19 protein-coding genes, 1 tRNA gene, 1 riboswitch and 1 other annotated feature are annotated in these 20,743 nt (G+C 51.7%); of the genes, 14 read left to right on the forward strand and 6 right to left on the reverse strand.

Annotation, left to right across the window (positions count from 1 at the left end; all coding sequences use genetic code 11):
* The first annotated feature begins 48 nt into the window (after positions 1 to 48).
* Positions 49 to 2,019: a flotillin family protein gene (locus IPM31_07355; GenBank protein ID MBK9006797.1), complete on the forward strand. Its 1,971-nt coding sequence runs from the start codon at positions 49 to 51 to the stop codon at positions 2,017 to 2,019.
* A 162-nt stretch (positions 2,020 to 2,181) separates the two neighbouring features.
* Here IPM31_07355 and IPM31_07360 read toward each other — a convergent pair whose 3' ends face one another.
* The 4 genes from IPM31_07360 to IPM31_07375 all read right to left on the reverse strand — a co-directional run bounded on the left by IPM31_07360 (position 2,182) and on the right by IPM31_07375 (position 5,966).
* Positions 2,182 to 3,501 (reverse strand): class I SAM-dependent RNA methyltransferase, encoded by a 1,320-nt coding sequence (locus IPM31_07360; GenBank protein MBK9006798.1) that lies wholly within the window; start codon positions 3,499 to 3,501, stop codon positions 2,182 to 2,184.
* A gap of 86 nt (positions 3,502 to 3,587) precedes the next feature.
* A complete protein-coding gene (locus IPM31_07365; protein MBK9006799.1) occupies positions 3,588 to 4,658 on the reverse strand; it encodes an alanine--glyoxylate aminotransferase family protein in 1,071 nt (356 codons plus the stop codon).
* Positions 4,659 to 4,739: 81 nt separating this feature from the next.
* Positions 4,740 to 4,901 (reverse strand): hypothetical protein, encoded by a 162-nt coding sequence (locus IPM31_07370; GenBank protein MBK9006800.1) that lies wholly within the window; start codon positions 4,899 to 4,901, stop codon positions 4,740 to 4,742.
* A 168-nt stretch (positions 4,902 to 5,069) separates the two neighbouring features.
* Entirely contained in the window at positions 5,070 to 5,966 is an 897-nt protein-coding gene (locus tag IPM31_07375; protein ID MBK9006801.1) for a class D sortase, read from the reverse strand.
* A 227-nt stretch (positions 5,967 to 6,193) separates the two neighbouring features.
* A riboswitch (SAM riboswitch) is annotated at positions 6,194 to 6,313 on the forward strand.
* A 99-nt stretch (positions 6,314 to 6,412) separates the two neighbouring features.
* On the opposite strand from IPM31_07375, the gene IPM31_07380 reads away from it, so the two are divergent.
* From IPM31_07380 to IPM31_07430, 11 genes are all read left to right on the forward strand, one after another.
* On the forward strand, positions 6,413 to 7,702 hold the full coding sequence (locus IPM31_07380; protein ID MBK9006802.1) for an O-acetylhomoserine aminocarboxypropyltransferase/cysteine synthase: 1,290 nt from the start codon (positions 6,413 to 6,415) through the stop codon (positions 7,700 to 7,702).
* A 73-nt stretch (positions 7,703 to 7,775) separates the two neighbouring features.
* The gene (metA, locus tag IPM31_07385) at positions 7,776 to 8,687 is read left to right on the forward strand and encodes a homoserine O-succinyltransferase (GenBank protein ID MBK9006803.1); all 912 of its coding nucleotides are present in this window, start codon (positions 7,776 to 7,778) and stop codon (positions 8,685 to 8,687) included.
* A 16-nt stretch (positions 8,688 to 8,703) separates the two neighbouring features.
* Positions 8,704 to 9,984: an O-acetylhomoserine aminocarboxypropyltransferase/cysteine synthase gene (locus IPM31_07390; GenBank protein ID MBK9006804.1), complete on the forward strand. Its 1,281-nt coding sequence runs from the start codon at positions 8,704 to 8,706 to the stop codon at positions 9,982 to 9,984.
* A gap of 332 nt (positions 9,985 to 10,316) precedes the next feature.
* A complete protein-coding gene (locus tag IPM31_07395; protein ID MBK9006805.1) occupies positions 10,317 to 11,753 on the forward strand; it encodes an aspartate kinase in 1,437 nt (478 codons plus the stop codon).
* 114 nt (positions 11,754 to 11,867) lie between these two features.
* The gene (gene asd / locus IPM31_07400; GenBank protein MBK9006806.1) at positions 11,868 to 12,920 is read left to right on the forward strand and encodes an aspartate-semialdehyde dehydrogenase; all 1,053 of its coding nucleotides are present in this window, start codon (positions 11,868 to 11,870) and stop codon (positions 12,918 to 12,920) included.
* Between the two features lie 231 nt (positions 12,921 to 13,151).
* A complete protein-coding gene (locus IPM31_07405) occupies positions 13,152 to 14,168 on the forward strand; it encodes a hypothetical protein (protein MBK9006807.1) in 1,017 nt (338 codons plus the stop codon).
* Positions 14,169 to 14,180: 12 nt separating this feature from the next.
* Positions 14,181 to 14,822, forward strand: a complete 642-nt coding sequence (locus IPM31_07410) for a hypothetical protein (GenBank protein MBK9006808.1) — start codon at positions 14,181 to 14,183, stop codon at positions 14,820 to 14,822.
* A 126-nt stretch (positions 14,823 to 14,948) separates the two neighbouring features.
* Positions 14,949 to 15,176, forward strand: a complete 228-nt coding sequence (locus IPM31_07415) for a hypothetical protein (GenBank protein MBK9006809.1) — start codon at positions 14,949 to 14,951, stop codon at positions 15,174 to 15,176.
* A gap of 185 nt (positions 15,177 to 15,361) precedes the next feature.
* The gene (locus tag IPM31_07420) at positions 15,362 to 15,916 is read left to right on the forward strand and encodes a hypothetical protein (protein ID MBK9006810.1); all 555 of its coding nucleotides are present in this window, start codon (positions 15,362 to 15,364) and stop codon (positions 15,914 to 15,916) included.
* Between the two features lie 293 nt (positions 15,917 to 16,209).
* Positions 16,210 to 16,461 (forward strand): UPF0175 family protein, encoded by a 252-nt coding sequence (locus tag IPM31_07425; GenBank protein ID MBK9006811.1) that lies wholly within the window; start codon positions 16,210 to 16,212, stop codon positions 16,459 to 16,461.
* On the forward strand, positions 16,454 to 16,750 hold the full coding sequence (locus IPM31_07430; protein MBK9006812.1) for a hypothetical protein: 297 nt from the start codon (positions 16,454 to 16,456) through the stop codon (positions 16,748 to 16,750). The genes IPM31_07425 and IPM31_07430 overlap by 8 nt, the downstream gene beginning before the upstream one ends.
* A 120-nt stretch (positions 16,751 to 16,870) precedes the next feature.
* Here the strand turns inward: IPM31_07430 and IPM31_07435 are convergent, their stop codons facing one another.
* Positions 16,871 to 18,682, reverse strand: coding sequence for a threonine--tRNA ligase (locus IPM31_07435; protein MBK9006813.1), 1,812 nt, complete (start codon positions 18,680 to 18,682; stop codon positions 16,871 to 16,873).
* 250 nt (positions 18,683 to 18,932) lie between these two features.
* Positions 18,933 to 19,183 (reverse strand) — a binding site (T-box leader).
* A gap of 36 nt (positions 19,184 to 19,219) precedes the next feature.
* Positions 19,220 to 19,293 (reverse strand) — tRNA-Val (locus IPM31_07440).
* Positions 19,294 to 19,505: 212 nt separating this feature from the next.
* Between IPM31_07440 and IPM31_07445 the strand changes: the two genes are divergently transcribed.
* Both IPM31_07445 and IPM31_07450 read left to right on the forward strand, forming a co-directional pair.
* Complete coding sequence (locus IPM31_07445) at positions 19,506 to 20,330, forward strand: DUF2877 domain-containing protein (protein MBK9006814.1); 825 nt, start codon at positions 19,506 to 19,508, stop codon at positions 20,328 to 20,330.
* A gap of 80 nt (positions 20,331 to 20,410) precedes the next feature.
* A complete protein-coding gene (locus tag IPM31_07450; protein ID MBK9006815.1) occupies positions 20,411 to 20,743 on the forward strand; it encodes a winged helix-turn-helix transcriptional regulator in 333 nt (110 codons plus the stop codon).

The raw sequence follows: 20,743 nt of genomic DNA on the forward strand, positions 1-20,743 counted from the left end.
TGCGGGGCGGTGATTGCGTAGATACAGTTGTGACCAAAGGAGGTCAAAATGACAGGTTTGCTTTTAGTAGGCGCGGGATTGATGGGCTTCGTAGTTCTCTTCCTGCTTTTGGGAATCCGATTCATCCCCAACACGCGCATCGGTATCGTAGAAAAGCGATTCGGTTTCAAAGGCTCGGTGAAAAGCGGGTTCATCGCGCTCAACGGCGAAGCAGGCTTTCAACCGAAGGTCTTGCGCGGCGGTCTGCATTACCTGATGCCGATCCAATATGTGGTGAGGCTGGTTCCATTGGTGACCATTCCGCAGGGAAAGATGGGCTATATCTTTGCGCGCGACGGCAAACTGCTCGAACCAACGCAGGCGCTCGCGACCAATGAGACCGCTTTCGATTTTCAAGACGTGGAATCTTTTTTCAAGAACGGCGGTCAACGCGGACCGCAACGCCGCGTCTTACGCGAAGGGACGTTTGCCATCAATCTCGTGCAGTTCATCGTGCTGACGGATGAGCGCGTGTACTCGATGCCGTTATCGCGTGAAGAAATGGGAGTGATTCAAGGCATGGCGCAAGTGATCGCCGAACGCGGCGGGTTTGTGCCGGTCATTATCAAAGACACCGATGACAAGATCGGCATTGCCACCGTCCACGATGGACCGTCGCTGGCGCAGGGCGAGATCATCGCTCCCGTGGTCGGCGACGACCCGAAAAATGACGCGACGTATCACAATAAATTTCAAGACCCCGATAAGTTTTTGAAAGCGGGCGGCTTCCGCGGGCGTCAACTGCAAGTGTTGGTGGAAGGCACCTATTACGTCAACCGCTTGTTTGCCACTGTGGAAATGATCAAAAAGACGATCATTGATGTGGGCAGTGTCGGCGTGGTCGTTTCGTATACAGGCGCGACAGGCGAAGACCTTTCGGGCAAGGAATATCGTCACGGCGAGTTGGTGGCGCGAGGTCAACGCGGCGTGTGGGAGGAAGCGCTGCTCCCCGGCAAGTATGCGTTCAACACCTACGCGGGCAACGTGGTTCCCGTGCCGACCACCAACTTCATTCTCAAATGGATCCGCAACCAGACAGGCGCGCACAAGTTCGATGAGAACCTCAGCGAAGTTTCGCTCATCACAAAGGACGCGTTCGAGCCGTCGCTACCTTTGTCGGTAGTCGTACACATTGACTATCAGAAAGCCCCGCTGGTCGTGCAACGCTTCGGCGATATCAAACGTCTCGTCGAGCAGACGCTCGACCCCATGGTGGCGGCATATTTCAAGAACATCGGTCAGACGCGCACATTGATTCAGCTACTGCAAGAACGCAGTGACATTCAACGCATTGCCAGCGAAGAGATGAAAGAAAAGTTCAGGCACTACAATCTTGAGTTGGAAGAAGTGTTGATCGGCACGCCGTCGTCACCTGAGAACGACACGCAGATCGAAACGATCCTCACGCAGTTGCGCTCGCGGCAGATCGCGGCGGAACAAATTGAAACGTATGACCGACAGGAAAAAGCCGCGGTGAAAGAACGCGAACTCCGCGAAGCCGAAGCCCGCGCCGAGATGCAAACGAACATGACGCAGGCTGAACTCAACATCGAGATCCAGTCGAATCAGGGTAAAGCCGAATATCAACGCTCGATCCAGCAGGCGTCGCAAATCCGCGCGCTGGCAGAAGCGGAAGCCGAGAAGGTAGCGCGTATCGGTATCGCGCAGGCGTTAGCCACCGAGGAACAAGTCCGCGCGTATGGCGGGCCGCAGTTCCAGGTGACGCAAACTGTGCTGAATCGTTTTGCCGAAGCCATCCAACAATCCAAAGTGGATGTGGTCCCACGCGTGGTTGTCGGCGCGGATAAAGAGAGCGGCTCGGGCAATATCATGGAAGCCCTGCTCGCCATGCTCCTCTCGGACCGCTTCGGCGCGCTCTCGAATGAAGCGCAAGGCAAACGCTCGGAGGAAGCGGAGCAACTCCGTTCTGATATCCGCAAGAGTATGACGAACAAGACGGATCAAGATAAGAAGGCGTAAATCACAAGAGCGACCCAATCGGGTCGCTCTTCTTTTTTCAAATAGACCTCTTGCGAAAGTCCTTTTCGCCACACACCTGCCCTGGCGGGCGGCGCCAGGGGAGAACACAGAGAAAAAAAGCCTTTCTCAAAAGTCTCTGTGGACTCTGTGGCAGAGCAAGAGTCACATATGCAAGAGGTCAAACAACGAAATGGATTCGATGTGATACGTCTGCGGGAACAGGTCGAAGGGAGTCACCTCTTTCAACGTATATCCGCCCTGGATCAACCTCGCCGCATCCCGCGCCAGCGTGGACGGGTCGCAGGAAACATACGCAATTTTCTGCGGCTTCAATTGGACGATGGCGTCCAGCGCGTGACGTTCGATGCCCGCGCGGGGAGGATCAACAATCACGTAATCGGGCGGATTACCAATCCGCCCCACGAGGCTCGGTAAAATTTCCTCCGCAGCGCCTTCGTACAACTCCACGTTATCGAACTCGTCGAGATTCACCGTGAAGTCTTCGCAAGCAGATGAGGAGGCTTCCACGCCGATCACGCGTCCGCATTTGGGAGCGAAGAATGCGCTGAAGAGACCGACGCCGCAGTAGAGGTCGAGTAAAGTAGATGAATTCGTAATTGGTAATTGGGTAATTAAGTGTTCGACCATCTTCCCTGCCATGACCGTGTTCACTTGAAAGAACGACGCGGCGGAGACTTTGAAATCGCGGTCAAGCACGCGGATGAGGATGTGGTCATTCCCCGCGATGACAACGGAGTTTTCTTCGTACACGTGCGCGATGGAAATCCCCGCTTCGATCTCGAGTTCAGGCGGCTCAGGAGAATCCGATTCGAGGACGAGCATCAAGTCATCATCGTTTCCCGCGCGAAGAGAGACTCGCTCGATGTCTGTTTCAGGCTCGAATTCAAGTTGATGCCAGAAATCGTTGATGCTTGGTTCGGGAAGGTGACATTCAGCGATAGGAATTATCTTGTTTGAGTTGGGCGCTTGAAAACCAAGTTTGCCGTGTTCATCCAGCGAGAACTGCATGTGATTGCGATAATTCCATGGAGTGGGACACGCAATCATCGGCTGAACGGGCGGGTTTTCGATCTTGCCGATGCGCTTGAGTTGGTCAATCAGAATTTCGTTTTTTATCTCAAGTTGTTTTTCGTAGGGAAGGTGCTGGTAATGGCATCCTCCGCAAGCCCTCACCCCTGTCCCCTCTCCCCGCTTCGTCTCCGCTAGCGCTCCGCTCAGCGCGAGAGGAGAAAAGAAATGTTTGCATCTGGGCTGAATTCTATCTTTTGAGGGTTCGAGAATTTGGAGAATTTGCCCGCGCGCAAAATTTTTCTTCTCCTCCGTCAACCTCGCGCGGACTTTTTCTCCCGCCAACCCAAACGGGACAAAGACCGCGCGACCGTCGGGCAGGCGTCCCATCGCGTCGCCGCCATAGATCATTGTTTCAAGTTGCAGGTCAAAGGTCACAGGTTTCGAATCCATGTTGCCTGATTATAAATAAAAAAGAGTCTGGGCAAGAAATCAAAATCTGCCAGACTCTCAACTTTCAACTTTCCAACCTGCAACTTTCAACTTTTCTTCAAGTACTCTTCCATCGCCACAAGCAGTTTCTCGATGTCTTCCATTTGGATCTCGCCCATGTGCGCGATGCGGAAGGTGGATTCCTTGATCGGACCGTATCCGCCCGCGATGCGCATCTCGCGCTGTTTGAGGAAGGCGTTCAATTCAGAGACGTTGATGCCGCGCTCGTTCTTGATCGTCGTCACCGTTTGCGAGCGATAGCCTTCGGGCGCGTACATCGAGAGGTCGTGCGCGTCCGCCCAATCTTGGACTCGTTTTGCCATGGCGGAGTGACGCGCGAAGCGATTATCAAGTCCTTCGGCGAAGATTCGATCCAGTTGGAAATCGAGCGCGAAGATGAGCGACATCGCCGGGGTGGCGGGAGAGGAATCTTTCACGCGATGCTTCTCCATGCGGACGAGGTCAAAGTACCAGCCGCGATTCTCGACCGACTTGGCTTTTTCCATGGCGCGGTCTGAGACGGCTCCAAGCGCGAGTCCCGGTGGAAGCGCGAGGCATTTTTGCGACGAGGTGAGAACCATGTCGAGTCCCCACGCATCCATTTCGATCTTTGCGCCGCCGAGGGATGAAACCGCGTCCACGAGGATCAACGTCTCTGGCGAAACCGCGCGGACAGCCTCCGCAATCTCTTTCACGGGATTCTGCAACCCGGTAGACGTCTCGTTGTGGACGACGGTCAGGGCTTCGAATCCGCCGCGTTTGACTGAATCAGCCACAAGGTCGGGCGAAGCGGGTTTGTCCCAGTCGAAAGAAAGTTTCTCGACATCCTTTCCGTTTGACACGGCGACTTCGTACCAACGATCGGCAAACGCGCCGTTGACGATGGAAAGGACGCGCTTGTTTACAAAGTTGCGAATCGCAGCTTCCTGCAAACCCGTCCCAGACGAGGCGCTGAGGAAGACGCGATACTTGGTATAAAAAAGTCCTTGCGATTTTTCCGAAGCGCGGCGAAAGATGGCTTCGAACTCTTTGCTTCGGTGTGGAAGCATCGGCGCGGCTTGCGCTTGCAAAACTTCATCGGCAACGTCAACGGGACCGGGGACAAACATGCGCGACATAAAACCTCTTTAGTCACGGATTTCACGAATTCACACGGATTTTAAATTTCTGTAAAAATCCGTGAAATCAGTGGCAAAAATTTATTTGAGAAAGAACGACAACACGATCAACACGACGACGAAAAACCCCGCGAGGGTTCCGATACGCGCCAGATCTTTTTTGACGTGAGTGTAGTCGGGGTTAAACTCGACGGTCTTTTGCGAAGATGCCATGTTTACGATCGGTCTTTTATTTTTTGCCATTTGATGTACTCCTTTTTATTTCATACGGTGGTCGAGTAGCCCTGAGCGTTAGTTGCGAAGGGCGTACCGAGACCACAAATTCTTGTTTTGAAAATTGTTTTGCTTACTGACAATCTGGTCTCGATACGCCCCGACTTACACGGGGCTACTCGACCAGCACATCAACAATTAATTCTGTAACCTTCCAAACACAACAATCCGCTCATCATTAACCAAATACGGATAACACGAGATCAACGTCACGGTTGGGCTTCCTGTGCTTGCCATCACTTCCACCGCCGTCGGCTCCACGACCGCCGTGCGGTCCACCACATACACATACTGCCGCTGTTGAGTATAAATGATGATCTGATCGCCGGGCACAAGTTTATCCAGATAGCGGAACAACTCGCCGTACACATCGTTGTGCGCCGAAAGGATCACATTCCCATTATCGCCCGGGTTCGCCGATGCGAGATTTTGCCCAACTCCTTTTTTGAGTTGCTCCCAACCATCGCCCTGCACGATCGGCGCGTCCACGCTCAACGCGGGGATCTGCAAACGGATCGCCTGATCAGGCGCGGATGTGGGGATCGGCAAATTTTCCAGCGACTGCACCATCGGTCGCAGATGTTCGGGGATCTCCTCCACGTTCGGGCGCGTGTTTCCCTGCGCGTCGGGCGGCACATGTCCCGACGGAAGCACCACCGCCATCACCAACGGCGTCGGCGTCAACTCCACCTGCACGAACGCCGATGCGACTTCTTCATTGAGATCGCGCAAGACCCCGAACCCGCTGATGAGGACTCCGACGAGTCCCACCACCGCGAGGACTTCCACCGCCAACAGGACTCGGTCCATGGCACGCCGCCGCTTCGACTCCGGAACTTGAGGCTGGTCGCCGGTTTCCTCAAGCGTCTCCACCACCGGAGCAGACGACTCGAGCGCGTCCGGTTCCACCGCAACGACCCTGCCTGTTCTTTTAAAATGCTCCAGCCGTTCACGCCGCGCGCCGCGCCGTTTCTCGATCAACAAACGGCGTAATTCTTCAACAGATAAATCTTCGGGGGATTTTCTTCGAGCCATTGCGGTTGGGATTATACCGCACTCAACTATGGCGTTTTCAAGGACGGAACGCTCGGATATGGCGAACCAGTGTGTAAACGTTCTCTTTTATGTCTATTGCAAAGCCACGATCCGTGTCATTCGTTGGAACACGTCGCGCGCTTTCCTGGGAAACCCATGACTAAAACACATTTAACTCTTGACACATTTCGATTCACCGTGATATAACACGCGCAATTAAATATTCGCTCTTATCCAGAGAAGCGGAGGGACCGACCCTTTGATGCTTCGGCAACCAAACCAAAAGTTATGGTGCCAAATTCGGCAAATATGAATGGCAACGGCCATTCACATCTGGAAGATGAGAGGACGGAATCGTCAATGATGCCTCTTCTTGTGCTTTCAGGAGAGGTAAATTTTTTAAACTTCTCCTGATGGGCGGATAAATCATACTCAAGGAGAGTTTCATGTCCACAGTCGTCGAACGTCAATATGGTTTTAGCACGCGTCAGTTGCACGCCGGGTATTCGCCCGACCCAACCACCGGGAGCCGCGCCGTGCCGTTGTACCAGACAACAAGCTATCAGTTCAAGAACACCGAACACGCCGCGAATCTGTTCGCGCTCAAGGAGTTGGGGAACATCTACACCCGCTTGATGAACCCAACCACCGACGTGCTGGAACAGCGTATCGCTTCGCTCGAAGGCGGCGTGGCGGCTCTTGCCGCAAGTTCGGGTCATGCGGCGCAAGCGCAAGCTATTTTCACTTTGCTGAGCGCTGGCGACCATATCGTTTCTTCATCGCACTTGTATGGCGGCACATACAACCAGTTTGCGTATACCCTGCCGAAGCTGGGAATCGAAGTCACGTTCGTGGACCCAACCGACCCGAAGAATTTCGAGGCGGCGATCAAGCCGAACACCAAAGTGATCTACGGCGAAACGTTGGGGAATCCCGATATTGCCGTCTTCCCGTTTGAAGAAGTTGCTGAAATTGCCAAAAAACATCACCTCGTACTGCTGATCGACAACACCTTTGCCACACCGTATCTCTTCCGTCCGTTTGAGTGGGGCGCGCACATCGTTACCCACTCCACCACCAAGTTCATCACTGGCAACGGGACCACCATCGGCGGCGTCATCGTGGACGGCGGCAACTATGACTGGAGCAACGGCAAGTTTGAAAACTTCAACACGCCCGATCCTTCCTATCACGGCTTGGTGTATTCCAGTTTAACGGGCGCGGGCTTGCCTCCGTTCGCCATCAAAGCGCGGGTGCATGTGCTGCGCGACATTGGCGCGTGCCAGGCTCCGTTCAATGCATGGCAGACCATTCAAGGACTCGAAACGCTCAGTTTGCGCATGGAGCGTCACGTGCAGAACGCGCAAGCCGTTGCCGAATATTTGGAGAAGCATCCCAAGGTCTCGTGGGTCACCTACCCCGGACTCAAGAGCCATCCCGATTATGCGCGCGCGAAAAAATATTTACCGAAGGGCGCCGGCGCGATTTTGGGCTTCGGCATCCAGGGCGGTTTGGAAGCGGGCAGAAAGTTCATTGACAGCCTGCAATTGTTCAGCCATCTTGCCAATGTGGGCGATGCGCGCAGTCTCGCCATCCACCCCGCCTCGACCACCCACAGCCAACTGAATGAGGAACAACAACTCGGCGCGGGCGTGAAACCCGACTTCGTGCGCTTGAGTGTAGGTCTCGAAGATATTGACGATATCTTGTGGGATTTGGAGCAAGCGCTCAACTAAGAAAGGATGAAGGATGAAATAGGAAGGATGAATTTTCATCCTTCATCCTTCTGAATTCATCCTTTCTTTTCCCATGCCTGTAAAAATTCCCGCCACCCTTCCCGCCCGCGCCACGCTGGAACATGAAAACGTGTTCATCATGGACGAGGACCGCGCGCTCCGCCAGGATATCCGCGCCTTGCGCGTGGCGATCCTGAACCTGATGCCGACCAAGATCGCGACGGAAACTCAGTTACTGCGGCTGTTGTCCAACTCCGCGTTGCAAGTGGAGATCACTTTACTGCACACCGCCACGCATGAGTCGAAAAACACGGACGCCGAGCATCTGCTTAATCACTACGTAACGTTTGAGGAAATAAAAAACGAAGAGTTTGACGGGTTGATCATCACCGGCGCGCCGATCGAACAAATGCCGTTTGAAGATGTGGATTATTGGGATGAACTCACCCAAATTTTAGATTGGGCGGAGACAAACGTCGAATCCAACTTTTACATCTGCTGGGGAGCGCAAGCCGCGCTCTATCACCGCTATGGGATTCCGAAATATGATTTGCCGCGCAAAATGTTCGGCGTGTTCGAGCATCGCGTCTTGGCGCCCAATGAAAGTTTATTGCGCGGATTCGACGATCTTTTCCTCGCGCCGCATTCGCGCCACACGGAAATCCGCAGCGAAGATATTGCCCAAGTGAGCGAGATCCAAATTTTGGCGCAGTCGGAGGAGGCGGGGGTGTACATCGTCGGCTCGAAGGATGGAAAGCACATCTTCGTAACAGGTCACTCGGAATACGATCCGCTCACATTGAAAGGCGAGTATGACCGCGATGTGAACAAGGGTTTGCCGATCCACGTCCCTAAAAATTATTACCCCAATGACGACCCGTCTCAAGTTCCAAACGTGCGCTGGCGCGGTCATGCCAATTTGTTGTATTCAAACTGGCTGAACTATTACGTCTATCAAAACACGGCGTTTGACGTGGAGCGATAGTACGGAACATAACGCAATGAAGAATATTCGCACATTCGGTTTTTCCACACGGCAGTTACACGCGGGCTACGAAGCCGACCCGGCGACCGGCAGCCGCGCCGTTCCGATCTATCAGACCGCCGCGTACGATCTGCAAAGCACGGAACGCGCCGCGCGGTTGTTCGCCTTGCAAGAAGCGGGTCACATTTACACGCGCATCTCCAACCCGACCACGAGCGTGTTTGAAGAACGGATTGCCAGTTTAGAGGGCGGCATCGGCGCCGTGGAGACCAGTTCGGGCCATGCCGCGCAAGCCACCGCCATTTTGACCATTTGCGAAGCGGGCGACCATATCGTCGCGCCGTCCACTTTATACGGCGGGACGGTCACACAGTTCAAATATACATTTCCCAAATTGGGCATCCAGGTCACGTTGGTTGACCCCAGCGACCCCGAAAATTTTCGGCGCGCCATTCAACCCAACACCAAAATTATTTACGGCGAGACCATTTCCAACCCGCTCGTCAATATCTTTCCGTTTGAAGAAGCCGCCGCCATCGCGCGCGAGTTTGCCATTCCCTTGATGATCGACAACACCTTTGCCACGCCGTATTTATGCCGCCCGTTCGAATGGGGCGCAGACATCGTCACCCACTCCACCACCAAATTCATCGGCGGGCATGGCACAGCCATCGGCGGCGCGATCGTGGACAAGGGAAATTTCGATTGGAAAAAAAGCGGGCGCTTCAAAAACTTTACCGAACCCGATCCTTCCTATCATCATGTAGTCTACGCCGACGACTTCGGTCCCGCCGCCTTCATCTCCAAAGCCCGCGCGGGCATCCTGCGCGATTTCGGCGCGTGTCAACAGCCCATCGCTTCCTGGTGGTTCCTGCAAGGATTGGAGACCCTCTCCCTGCGCTTGGAACAACACTGTAAAAACGCGCAACGCGTAGCGGAATTTTTAGAGGATCATCCAAAAGTTAAGTGGGTCACCTATTCAGGTTTACCAAAGCATCCCGATCATCAAAAGGCAAAAAAATATCTCCCCATAGGCTCGGGCGCCATGCTCGGCTTCGGCATTCACGGCGGCAAAGAAGCGGGCGCGCGTTTCATCGACAAGTTGCAACTGCTCAGCCACGTCGCCAATTTGGGAGACGCGAAATCCATGGCGATCCATCCCGCCAGCACCACCCACTCGCAACTTTCGGCAGAAGAACAGCTCGCCGCCGGCGTTAGCCCCGATTTTATCCGCCTGTCGATCGGTCTCGAAGATATCGAAGATATTCTTTGGGACATTGACCAGGCGCTCAAGTAGATGGCGAATTCGAAATTCGTCACTTGACTCAATCTCATGCCTCGCATAGAATACCGCCCAACATGCAACACGCTTGCTTCACCACCATGACTACTACTACCTCAGGAACTCTCCGTGAGGAATTTGCGCTTGGATGGATGAAGTAACTCGCACAAAAGTTATCTCGAAATGCGCAACGCCTCACGGAAACGTGGGGCGTTTTTTTATCTCGAAACATAGACCTGACAGGTCTCCGCAAAAGTTCGCTCGTCAGTGATCTTTGTCCGCGCAAGCCTCAGGATAGACCAATACGCTTAGAAGACCTGTCAGGTCTTAAGTTCAAGGAGAAGAGTATGTCAAGCAAAACACTCGTGATGAAATTCGGCGGGACGTCCGTCGGTTCTGCGGATGCGCTCGTCAGCGCGGCGCAGATCATTTGCAATGCGAAGAAGGATTGGGCGCGCGTCGTGGTCGTGACCTCGGCGATGTCCGGCGTGACCGACCTTCTGCTCCAATCGGCTTCGCTCGCCGCGCAGGGGAAGCTTGATTCGCTTGCGGAGGCCGAATCCACGCTTCGGCAAAAACACTTCTCCGCGCTTGATTCGCTCGTCAAGGATGAAACACTCCGCGAGCAAACAAAAATCGAAATCAACTCTCTGATTCTCGCGCTTATCGATTTATGCAACGCGATCGCCGTGATCGGCGAAGCCAGCCCGCGCGCGTTGGATGCGGTGGCGTCGCTGGGCGAGCGGATGAGCGTCCGCTTGCTGGCGGCGGTGGCGAACGAGGCGGGGATAAAAGCCGAATGGATTGAATCAGCCGAATTTGTCGTCACGAACGCTCACTTCCAGAACGCGAATCCCGATTTCAAAGTCACGACAGAGAAGACGCGCGCGGCGTTGAATCCAATCCTCGATGCGGGCATTGTGCCGATCACAACGGGGTTCATCGGCGCGACACCCGATGGAATCGTCACCACGTTGGGGCGCGGAGGGAGCGATTATTCCGCCGCGATCATCGGCAAAGCCTTGCCCGCCGATGAGGTGTGGATCTGGACCGACGTGGACGGCGTGATGACGACCGACCCGCGTATTGTGAAAGAGGCGCAGACGTTGGCTGAAATTAGTTATGGCGAAATTGCGGAACTCGCGTATTACGGCGCGAAAGTGTTGCACCCGAAAACGATTCGACCTGTGGTGGAGGCGGGCATTGGACTGCGGATTTGCAACACGTTCAACCCGACTCATGCGGGCACGCGATTAACGTCGAATGGAAAAAAGAATGGGCGCGTCATCAAAGCGGTGACCGCGATCCGCAAACAACGATTGGTGACCATCGAAGGGCGCGGTATGTTGGGCGTGCCTGGCGTGGCGGCGCGCGCGTTCGGCGCGGTGGCGTCCACTGGCACGAGTGTGCCGTTGATCACGCAAGCCTCGTCGGAGCAATCCATTTGTTTTGCTTTGCCTGCCGAAGCCGCGTCGTCGGTTGTCTCGGCGCTCGAAGGGACGTTTGCGCGCGAGATCGAAGACAATGACATTGACCGTGTCTGGTCTACCGATGAGGTTTCCATCATCACCGTCGTCGGCGCGGGAATGCTCCATACGCCCGGCGTGGCGGGACAGGTGTTCAGCCGACTCGGCGAGGAGGACGTCAACGTGCTCGCCATCGCGCAAGGCTCGTCGGAAGTTTCGATCAGTCTCGTCGTTGACGCGCGCGATACGGAACATGCGGTGAAAGCGTTGCATGGGTTGATCGTTAACAAGTCGACAAGAAGGCAAATGAGCAAATAGGCAAATAGGCAATATGAAGTACGAAGTAAGTAACCCGTATCCCATATCTCATATCTCATATCTCATATCCCGTATCCCATATCTCTATCTCACACCTCAAAAGGACTCCCTCCCATGCCCTCCCCCATCCCCGTAGCCGTCCTCGGCGCAACAGGTTCAGTTGGTCAAAGATTTATTTCGTTATTAGACAATCACCCCTGGTTCAAAGTCGTCGCGCTTGCCGCGTCCGATAAATCGGTCGGGCAAAAATATTCGCAAGCCACGCGCTGGATCTTGAACGAACCGATGCCCGACTATGCCAAAGACATGATCGTCGTGCCAGCCACAGTCGAATCGGCGCAGGCAAAAATTGTTTTCTCCGCGTTGCACAACGAGATCGCCAAAGACCTCGAACCGCAGTTCGCGCGCGCGGGCATGGCGGTGTGTTCCAACGCATCGTCCTATCGCCGTGACGACGATGTGCCACTGCTCCTCCCCGAGATCAACGCGGATCACATCCATCTCGTCACACAACAACGCAAGAACAAAAACTATAGCGGTTGCATCATCACGAATCCGAATTGCACGAGCACGGGGTTAACCATCGCGCTCAAAGCCCTCGACGATGCGTTCGGCGTGAAAAAAGTTTTCGCGGTCTCGTTGCAGGCGCTTTCGGGCGCGGGCTATCCTGGCGTCGCCTCGCTCGACATCGCGGACAATGTGATTCCCAACATCAAAGGCGAAGAGGAAAAAGTGGAATGGGAGCCGCGCAAGATGCTTGGCAAATTCAACAAAGACAAAATTGATCTGGCGGATATCCGATTCAGCGCGCATACCACCCGCGTAGCAGTGACGGATGGTCACCTCGTCTGCGCCAGCGTGGAGTTGACGCGTCCCACCGACCCTCAAACTGCGGAGGCGATCCTGCGAGATTTCTCCGCCGCCTCAGCCGCGCGCGAGTTGCCGTCGAGTCCGCGACCCGTGATTCAAGTCCGCGAAGAAGCGGATCGTCCACAACCGCGCCTCGACCGCCTGGCAGGCAAAGGGATGACGACCGTCGTCGGCAGGGTCAGGCGCGATCCGATCTTGGATCTGAAGTTTGTCGTCCTATCACACAACACCATCCGCGGCGCGGCAGGCGGCTCGATCTATAATGCGGAGTTGCTGGTGAGCGAGGGATTGTTGTGAGGTATGAGTAAAAAATCGGAACTCCTGAACTTAACAAGATGACAAAAACATACCGTGAGGAAGTTGGATAGGAGTTTTCGGGAGTACAATGGAAAAGAGTAAGAGGTTATAAAGTTTCCGACTTTGGCGGTATACCATCCCAAATAAGTTAGGATGGTATACGGAGACGCCACTGTCTGTTCCTAATTAGCCATCTTCTTACGGTATAAATTAATGTCACATGGAGACATCATGACTAATGTCAAAGATGAAATGAAAGCAACCACCGATTATGCGATTAAATTAGCCAAAGAAAAGTTTGGGCAGGATTTAGACATATCAGAGCGAAGCATAGGTAAATTGGATGACCTATTGTCTCAGGCTTATCAAAACCTATCTAGTCGAATGAAAGACGAAAAAACAAATCTTGCTATTTCCAGAACAGCCAATATTTGGGGGACTTATCTAGGAGAAATAATGCGTCATGAATTTGGCGGTTCTTGGGTATTAAGAGGTTCAGAACGGTTCATCGCCATCAAAGGTTTTGAATTCTGGCCCATTGATTTCGTTTTTTGGAAAATCACAAGTCATCCAGAATACAGCGCCAGAGGATTTTTTGCTGAAACAAGCAAGAAAATTATATCGTCTCAAGTTGAACGACCCCAATCACAATACAGGCCTGAGTTTATCAACTCGCCTCAAGCGCAATCCCCCGTTAACAAACAACAAAACGCTTTCACAATTGATAAGAAAGTTATTTTTGCCTTTGCGGGTATAGGTGGCGCGTTGCTTCTTGCCGTTATTTGTGTAATTGGCTTCCTCCTTCTTCGTGGTAGCGGAATTTCAGCAGAGTTCAGATCAAATCTCAACAACTTTTTAATAGAAGCAGAAAAACTAAACGTTATGACAGAACAGGGCGTATCCAATGACGATTACAGAAATCAACTCGCAGAAGTGAAAAGTGCCTACTCTCTCTTGAATGGCTCGTGGCCATCATCATTGAACACAGAAAAAAACATGTTTGACGAAGCGATCAAAGGTTGGGAATTAACGCTTGAAGTATGGGATTATGGTTTAGCCGACAGCGCATATCCGTTCATATTTCTGCCAGAAAATAGCACCTTGCTAAAAGAATGTACCGATTACACCAACTCTAATCCTGAACTTGCAAAGGTTAAATGGGTTGACGAATGGATTGGAGTATTAATGAGCACAGCCGGCCAATATTTTGAACAAGGTCAAACGACCATCAATACTAAGCTTAAATAAGGCTGTGTTTTCATGTCTCACAATAAGCAATTTCCTAACAGCATCTACAATGAATTTAGAACTGTCGAAATATTGGTGAATTCACCCTACACGACAGGGCGAACTGATGCCTTTGTAATTGCTTGGGTAAAGAGTGAGCGACAAGTTAGGCGGATTTTCTCATACCTGATTTATCAATATCCCATATTTGAGAAAAAAGATGTGCCATCTATCATTCAAACCATTGCTTCAAATAATAATCTATACTTCAACGATTTTATAGACAAATTTAATCGTTTGTATCCAAAAACTTACAAAGACATAATTGGATCATCCTATGATTTGTTAAAAGCAGACCTTGACGGCATAAATAGCTTTCGTAACAAGATATTTCATGGGCAACCAACAGGACATAGTTTAACTGCACGCCAACTTTGCAATGAAATAGAGAAAATTCAAAGGTGGTGCTTTGAAGTAGCGAAAAAAATGCAAATCGAAATTGGTTATGATGGTTTTACTCGAAACTCATTTCGGAAATCGACAAATGAAAATTTTGCATCAGATTACAAACTGCAAATCAAGAGTGTTGATGAACTTTCAGCATTTCTTACCAAGAGAAAGGCGCGTCACCGATATACAACGAGCGCGTCAAAGGTGGAGATAAAAAATAAATGAAGAAAGCCCCGAGTCGTCGGGGCTTTTTCTTTTTAGAACAGTTTTCGCTATCCCCTAAACCTCGCATACGACCCAAGCACGCGCAACGCGGACGTGTATTGACTCAATTCATCGAACGCGCGCGAGTTGCCGTCGAGTCCGCGACCTGTGATTCAAGTCCGCGAGGAAACCGACCGTCCACAACCGCGCCTCGACCGCCTGGCAGGCAAAGGGATGACAACCGTCGTCGGCAGAGTCAGGCGCGATCCGATCTTGGATTTGAAGTTCGTTGTCCTCTCGCACAACACCATCCGCGGCGCGGCAGGCGGCTCGATCTATAATGCGGAGTTGCTGGTGAACGAGAATTTGTTGTGAGGCGTGGAGGGCAGTCTTTGGGTGTACAATGGCGAGGAGATAAGTGGTTTTAAAGAATCCGCCATATAACTATCCCTTGCGGCGTTTTATGCGGCGGAAAGTAGGATTAAGATGTGGTTAGCCCATCGCTTTGACACAGCGATATATTTTGAGTTAATCATCATTCGCACTGCAAAAAGGTCTTTATGCCAACGTTAGATACAACCGCATTATTTAACTGGATAATATCTGGATTGATTGGTTTAATCTTCGGAAGTATTGGCGCTTGGTACACTCATCGTCTCCAGATAAAGCGTGAAAATCTTGCTTGGCAAAGAGAAAAAGAAAAACTTCAAGAAAGATTTGAGCAAGAAAAAAGTTTGCTTGAAATTCAGTTCAATCAAAAATTGTTGGAACTTGAAAAACAGGCTACTCAACAACAAAGCAATCAGGTCAGAACAGAAATTCTTAAGGGTGTCGAAAATCCTGAAGAAGTCATTAGTCGCTATAAAAAGTATCAGGAGTTACTAACCAACTTAAAGCCGGGAAACCTTATTGCTAGAATGATGGATACTTCTTTTGACAAAGAAACTATGTCAAAATTAGAGGAAATGCTTTCAAAGGAATATCCCAAAAGACTTGAAGCCCTTGAAAAATCTGTTGATGAGTTGAAAAAGGCACTTGACTCAGGAGATATTACAGAGCAGAAATTTGAAGAAGCATTGGGCGAGTTGATCGAAAAGATAATGAGTCAAAAATAAAAACGGGCTACCGATGAACAGCAGTGTCAAGGGTTGAGGAAAACTCGATCTAAAAAGCCTCGTGTCTAACAAAAGACGTTGGGCTTTTTCTTTTTCAGGGCGGTTTTGAAGCAGGAATTCAACCTACAGTCAATCTTCTAGAGCCGCGCTCGGGTTTGTGTTCGAGTGCGGTTGTTGCGAACGGGTGGCTTCGCTGTTCTCGCCAGCCGTTGGCATGACCCATGCGAAACAAAATCCGTATGAAAAAATCAGTCGAAGCGAAGTAAAATTAGCGGTGGAACAAAGGAGCAAAAATGACACTCCAACAAGTTACGATCGAAATTCCAGACAAGGTGCTTCTTGCCGAAAAGACCGATGCTGAGTCTTTTGGGCGTGAAATCCGCATGCTGGCGGCGGTTAAGTTATATGAAATGGGCAGGCTTTCTTCGGGGCGAGCGTCTGAACTGGCAGGAATGTCCAGAGTGGAATTTCTGCTCAGTTTGAATCGCTACAAGGTTTTCCCTTTTGCCGCCGAACTTGAAGATTTAGAAAACGCTCATGCCTAAAGCCGTCAGCAATACGTCGCCGCTTCTTTATCTTTATCGCATTGGCGGTATTGACTGGCTTCCTAAATTATTCGATGAGGTTTGGATACCCGAAGCGGTCAGAAGCGAGTTGCAGGCTGGACGAAGTAAGGGCTACGATGTCCCTAACCCTGACGATTATTCATGGCTGAATATCGTCAACCCAAAATCCACGCCTTCTGAGTGGCTTGCCTTTTTTCGTGATCTACTGATTGCCGTTCCTCGAATATTCGATACCCTCCCGCTGGAAGGCGCCTCGTTATTGTATTGAAGGAAGCGCATGATTCGAAATCAAAGAGATCGCGCGCATCCCGCAACTCAACAACGCGCTGGTGAAATAATACAGGCGGAGGAAAATCCTCCGCCTGTATTGTATCGTCCGCCGTCAGGTTTATAACTCACCTGCTCGTTTTTCGATACGGTCCTTCGCACGCGCAATAAATTCGCTTAAGGCGATGCCGTTCTGCTGGCTTCCATCCCTCACGCGCAGAGACACCTGCTCCGCTTCCATCTCGTTCTTGCCGACCACCAGCATATACGGCACTTTCATCAACTGCGCCGAGCGGATTTTGGCATTCATGCGTTGCGACGACAGATCCGCATGAGCGCGCACGCCATTCTCACGCAGTTGCTTTGCGATATTCTCCGCATACTCGTTTTGATTGTCCGTGATCGAGATGACGCGCACCTGCTCAGGCGAAAGCCACACGGGGAAGTTGCCTCCGTAATGCTCCAGCAGGAACCCAATCAAGCGTTCGTGCGTGGAGAGCGGCGCGCGGTGGATGCACAGCGGCACTTCTTCCTGCCCATCCTTGTTGATGTACTTCAAGTCGAAGCGTTCGGGCTGGGCGAAGTCCACTTGATTCGTGGCGAGCGAAAACTCCTTGCCGATCACCGACCAGATCTGCACGTCAATTTTGGGACCGTAAAATGCGGCTTCATCCTCGGCTTCCACATATGGCACTCCGCCATTGTCCATTGCGCGGCGCACCATGTCTTCCGTTTTGAGCCACAGGCGTTCGTTGTCCACATACTTTTTGCCGAGCCCTGCTTTGCTATGCAGGGACAGTCGCATCACATATTTCTCGATGCCGAACAACTCGAAGTATTTGAGATACAGGTCAACGACGCCGAGGAACTCCTGCTCAAATTGATCTTCCGTCACGTACATGTGCGCGTCGTTCATCTGCAAAGACCGCACGCGCATCAGACCAAACAACTCGCCTGATTTTTCGTAGCGATAGACCGTTCCATATTCCGCGAGACGAATCGGCAGGTCACGATACGAGCGCGGCTTCGACCCGAAAATTTTGTGGTGCATCGGGCAGTTCATCGGCTTGACGTAATACTTCACGCCTTCGAGTTCCATCGGCGGGTACATGCTCTCCGCGTAATAGGGGAGATGACCTGAACGAATGAACAAATCTTCTTTCGTCAGGTTCGGCGTGCGGACGCGCACATAGCCTGCCTTCTCTTCCATCTCTTTGGCGAGTTTCTCCAACTCTTCGATCATCACTCCGCCGTTCGGCAGGAACAACGGCAAGCCAGGACCGATCTCGTCGTCGAACGTGAAGATTTCCAGCTCTTTGCCGAGTTTGCGATGGTCCCGCTTCTTCGCCTCTTCGAGCTGGTGCAGATATTCTTCGAGCTGTTTCTTGCTCTCCCACGCCGTGCCGTAGACGCGCTGTAACTGTTTGTTCTTCTCGTCGCCGCGCCAATACGCGCCCGCAATAGACATCAACTTGAACGCATCCTGTTTGATCTCTTTCGTGCTTTGCACATGCGGACCGCGGCACAAATCCACGAACGTGTCTTGCTGATAGATCGAGATCTCGGGCTTTTCTTTGAGCGGATTTCCGTACTCATCGAGTCCGCCTTTTTCGAGTCCCTCGATCAACTCCAACTTGTACGGCTGGTTCGCAAAAATTTTCTTCGCCTCCTCCGCTGAGATGACCGTCTTCTTGAACTCGTGTTTGCCCTGCACGATCTGTCTCATCCGCTTTTCGATTTGCTCCAAATCTTCGGGCGTGAGGTTGCGCGGCAGGTCGAAATCGTAATAGAACCCGTTCTCCACAGGCGGACCGATCGTGATCTTCCCATCGGGGAACATCTCCATCACCGCCTGCGCCATCACATGCGCCGCCGAATGACGGATCTTGTACAGATTTGACTCTTCGTACTTTTCCTGAACTTGTTGCGACATTTTCGCTTCCTTTCTTGATACTTCGACTTCGCTCAGTACAAGCTTTTACCTGCTACTGCTTCGTGGACATCCTCGCGCCTCAGAGGGAAGCAATAGCAAATCCTCCGAGCCGCTGATGAGTGTTGGCGCTGTCTTCAGTCATCGCGATCTCCTTTCGCCCCACCTACCTCCCCCAAAATCCGACTGGGGTTCGTCGGATTTTGGGGGAGGTGTCCGAAGGACGGAGGGAGTTAAAACAAAACTCGCCCACACACGGGGCGAGAATTTTCTTCACGCGGTTCCACCCGATTTGTACGACAAAATTAATTTTGTCGCACATCTCTTCAGCCTCTAACGGAGCAACCCGTATCATCTACTCACTGATCACTTCTCACTGATCACTTTTCAACTCAACGCTCGCGAGTGGTTTTCTGTGGACTTCCCTTGAAGAGACTCTCAATCTTCGTTCTCTTCTCCCTGTCAGGGATGTGACCACATACTCGTCTCGGTCAATGCGTTTTGGTGTATGGATACCTGTTTACTTGTCTACGAACCCAGTGGGCGAGATAGGGCTCGAACCTACGACCTCTGCTATGTCAAAGCAGTGCTCTAACCAACTGAGCTACCCGCCCGAAAGACTGACATTATAACGAGAGGCTCAAGAAATGACAATGCCTTATTCGCGAGGATTCAGGGTCTTCTTATAAAGCCGCCTCTTTAGAGACGGATCGCGCGGACACAAGAGACTTTTCCATAAAACAGCGGAGGAAAATCCATCTCCTTTATGAACCTCACGCTACACGCATCGCAGGCAAGGGAAGAAGTATTGAAGTAAACTACACGTATGTATGATATTCGCGCGCTGTCTCAGTCCCCGTCTTTAGCCGGTTGGCTGGCGCTTTCCAACCAGCCTGTAGTTTTGCATGTATTCGATGAGGTGTGTAACTTGATCAACGAAAGAAGAGAAATTCTCTCAATTGTTCATGCGGAGATTGGAAACGGTCCCTTTAATCTCGTTGTGGATGAACCCGTTATATTCGCCAGGCATCTCGCCGTCGAATCGAAAGTGTCTATTCATGATGAACAGTTATCGCTTGGAGACATCACCATCTCGTTTGCAAACGCGCAGACATGGAACCCCGCGCCGAAATGGGACAACCTACGAACAAATAAAGATGAAATCACAAATCGTTTAGCCCTATTGCAAATTGACAACGAAAACGAATCAATTCTCCAATTCCGCCGCGCTGAGCTTGTCGAAGCGTCTAATTCTCTAACAACCGCAATCATCAAAGCGGATTTTCCAACAACAAAAACTATTTCATCCAAACTCGCTGGCTTGGGAATCGGACTCACGCCCGCGGGCGATGACTTCCTCATGGGCGCCATGTATGCGGCTTGGATGATTCATCCGCAAGAGTTGGCGAAGAACATTACAGAAGAAATTGCTGATATTGCTGTGCCGCTAACCACCTCGCTTTCGGGGGCGTGGTTGAGGTCGGCGGCGAAGGGCGAGGCGGGGGAGTTGTGGCATGAATTTTTCGATGCGTTGATCGAAGATAAAAACATCTATTTACCGATGAGCAAAATACTTTCCGTCGGCGAAACATCGGGGTCAGACGCGCTGGCAGGATTTCTCGAAACGATAGCCTGTTGGCGACAAAGTTAAGGAACAAGTAACAAATCTCCAGTCTCTAATCTCCGAATTTCTCTCTTGACATATTCCTATATAGGAATATAATACTTGGTATGGCGCGAACACCGACGACTCATGATCCATTCAACGCAGTAGCCGAGCCCAGGCGACGTCAACTTATTCAGGCGATGGGCGAGCAGGAATATTCGGTCAATGAGTTGGTCGAACTGCTTGGCTGGAACCAGCCGTCGGTGAGTAAACACTTGGGGGTGTTGAAGCAGGTTGGGTTGGTGAAAGAGAGGCGTGTCGGTCGTCAGAGAATGTATCGGGTGAATGCCGAACGTCTCAAGCCGATCTTTGAGTGGGTCGCGCCGTTCGAGAAAATTTGGAGTGAGCGATTTGATCGGTTGGATGTCGTATTGGAAAAAATGAAAAAGGAGCAATGA

The sequence above is a fragment of the Candidatus Defluviilinea gracilis genome (assembly GCA_016716235.1).
Classification (GTDB): Bacteria; Chloroflexota; Anaerolineae; order Anaerolineales; family Villigracilaceae; genus Defluviilinea; species Defluviilinea gracilis.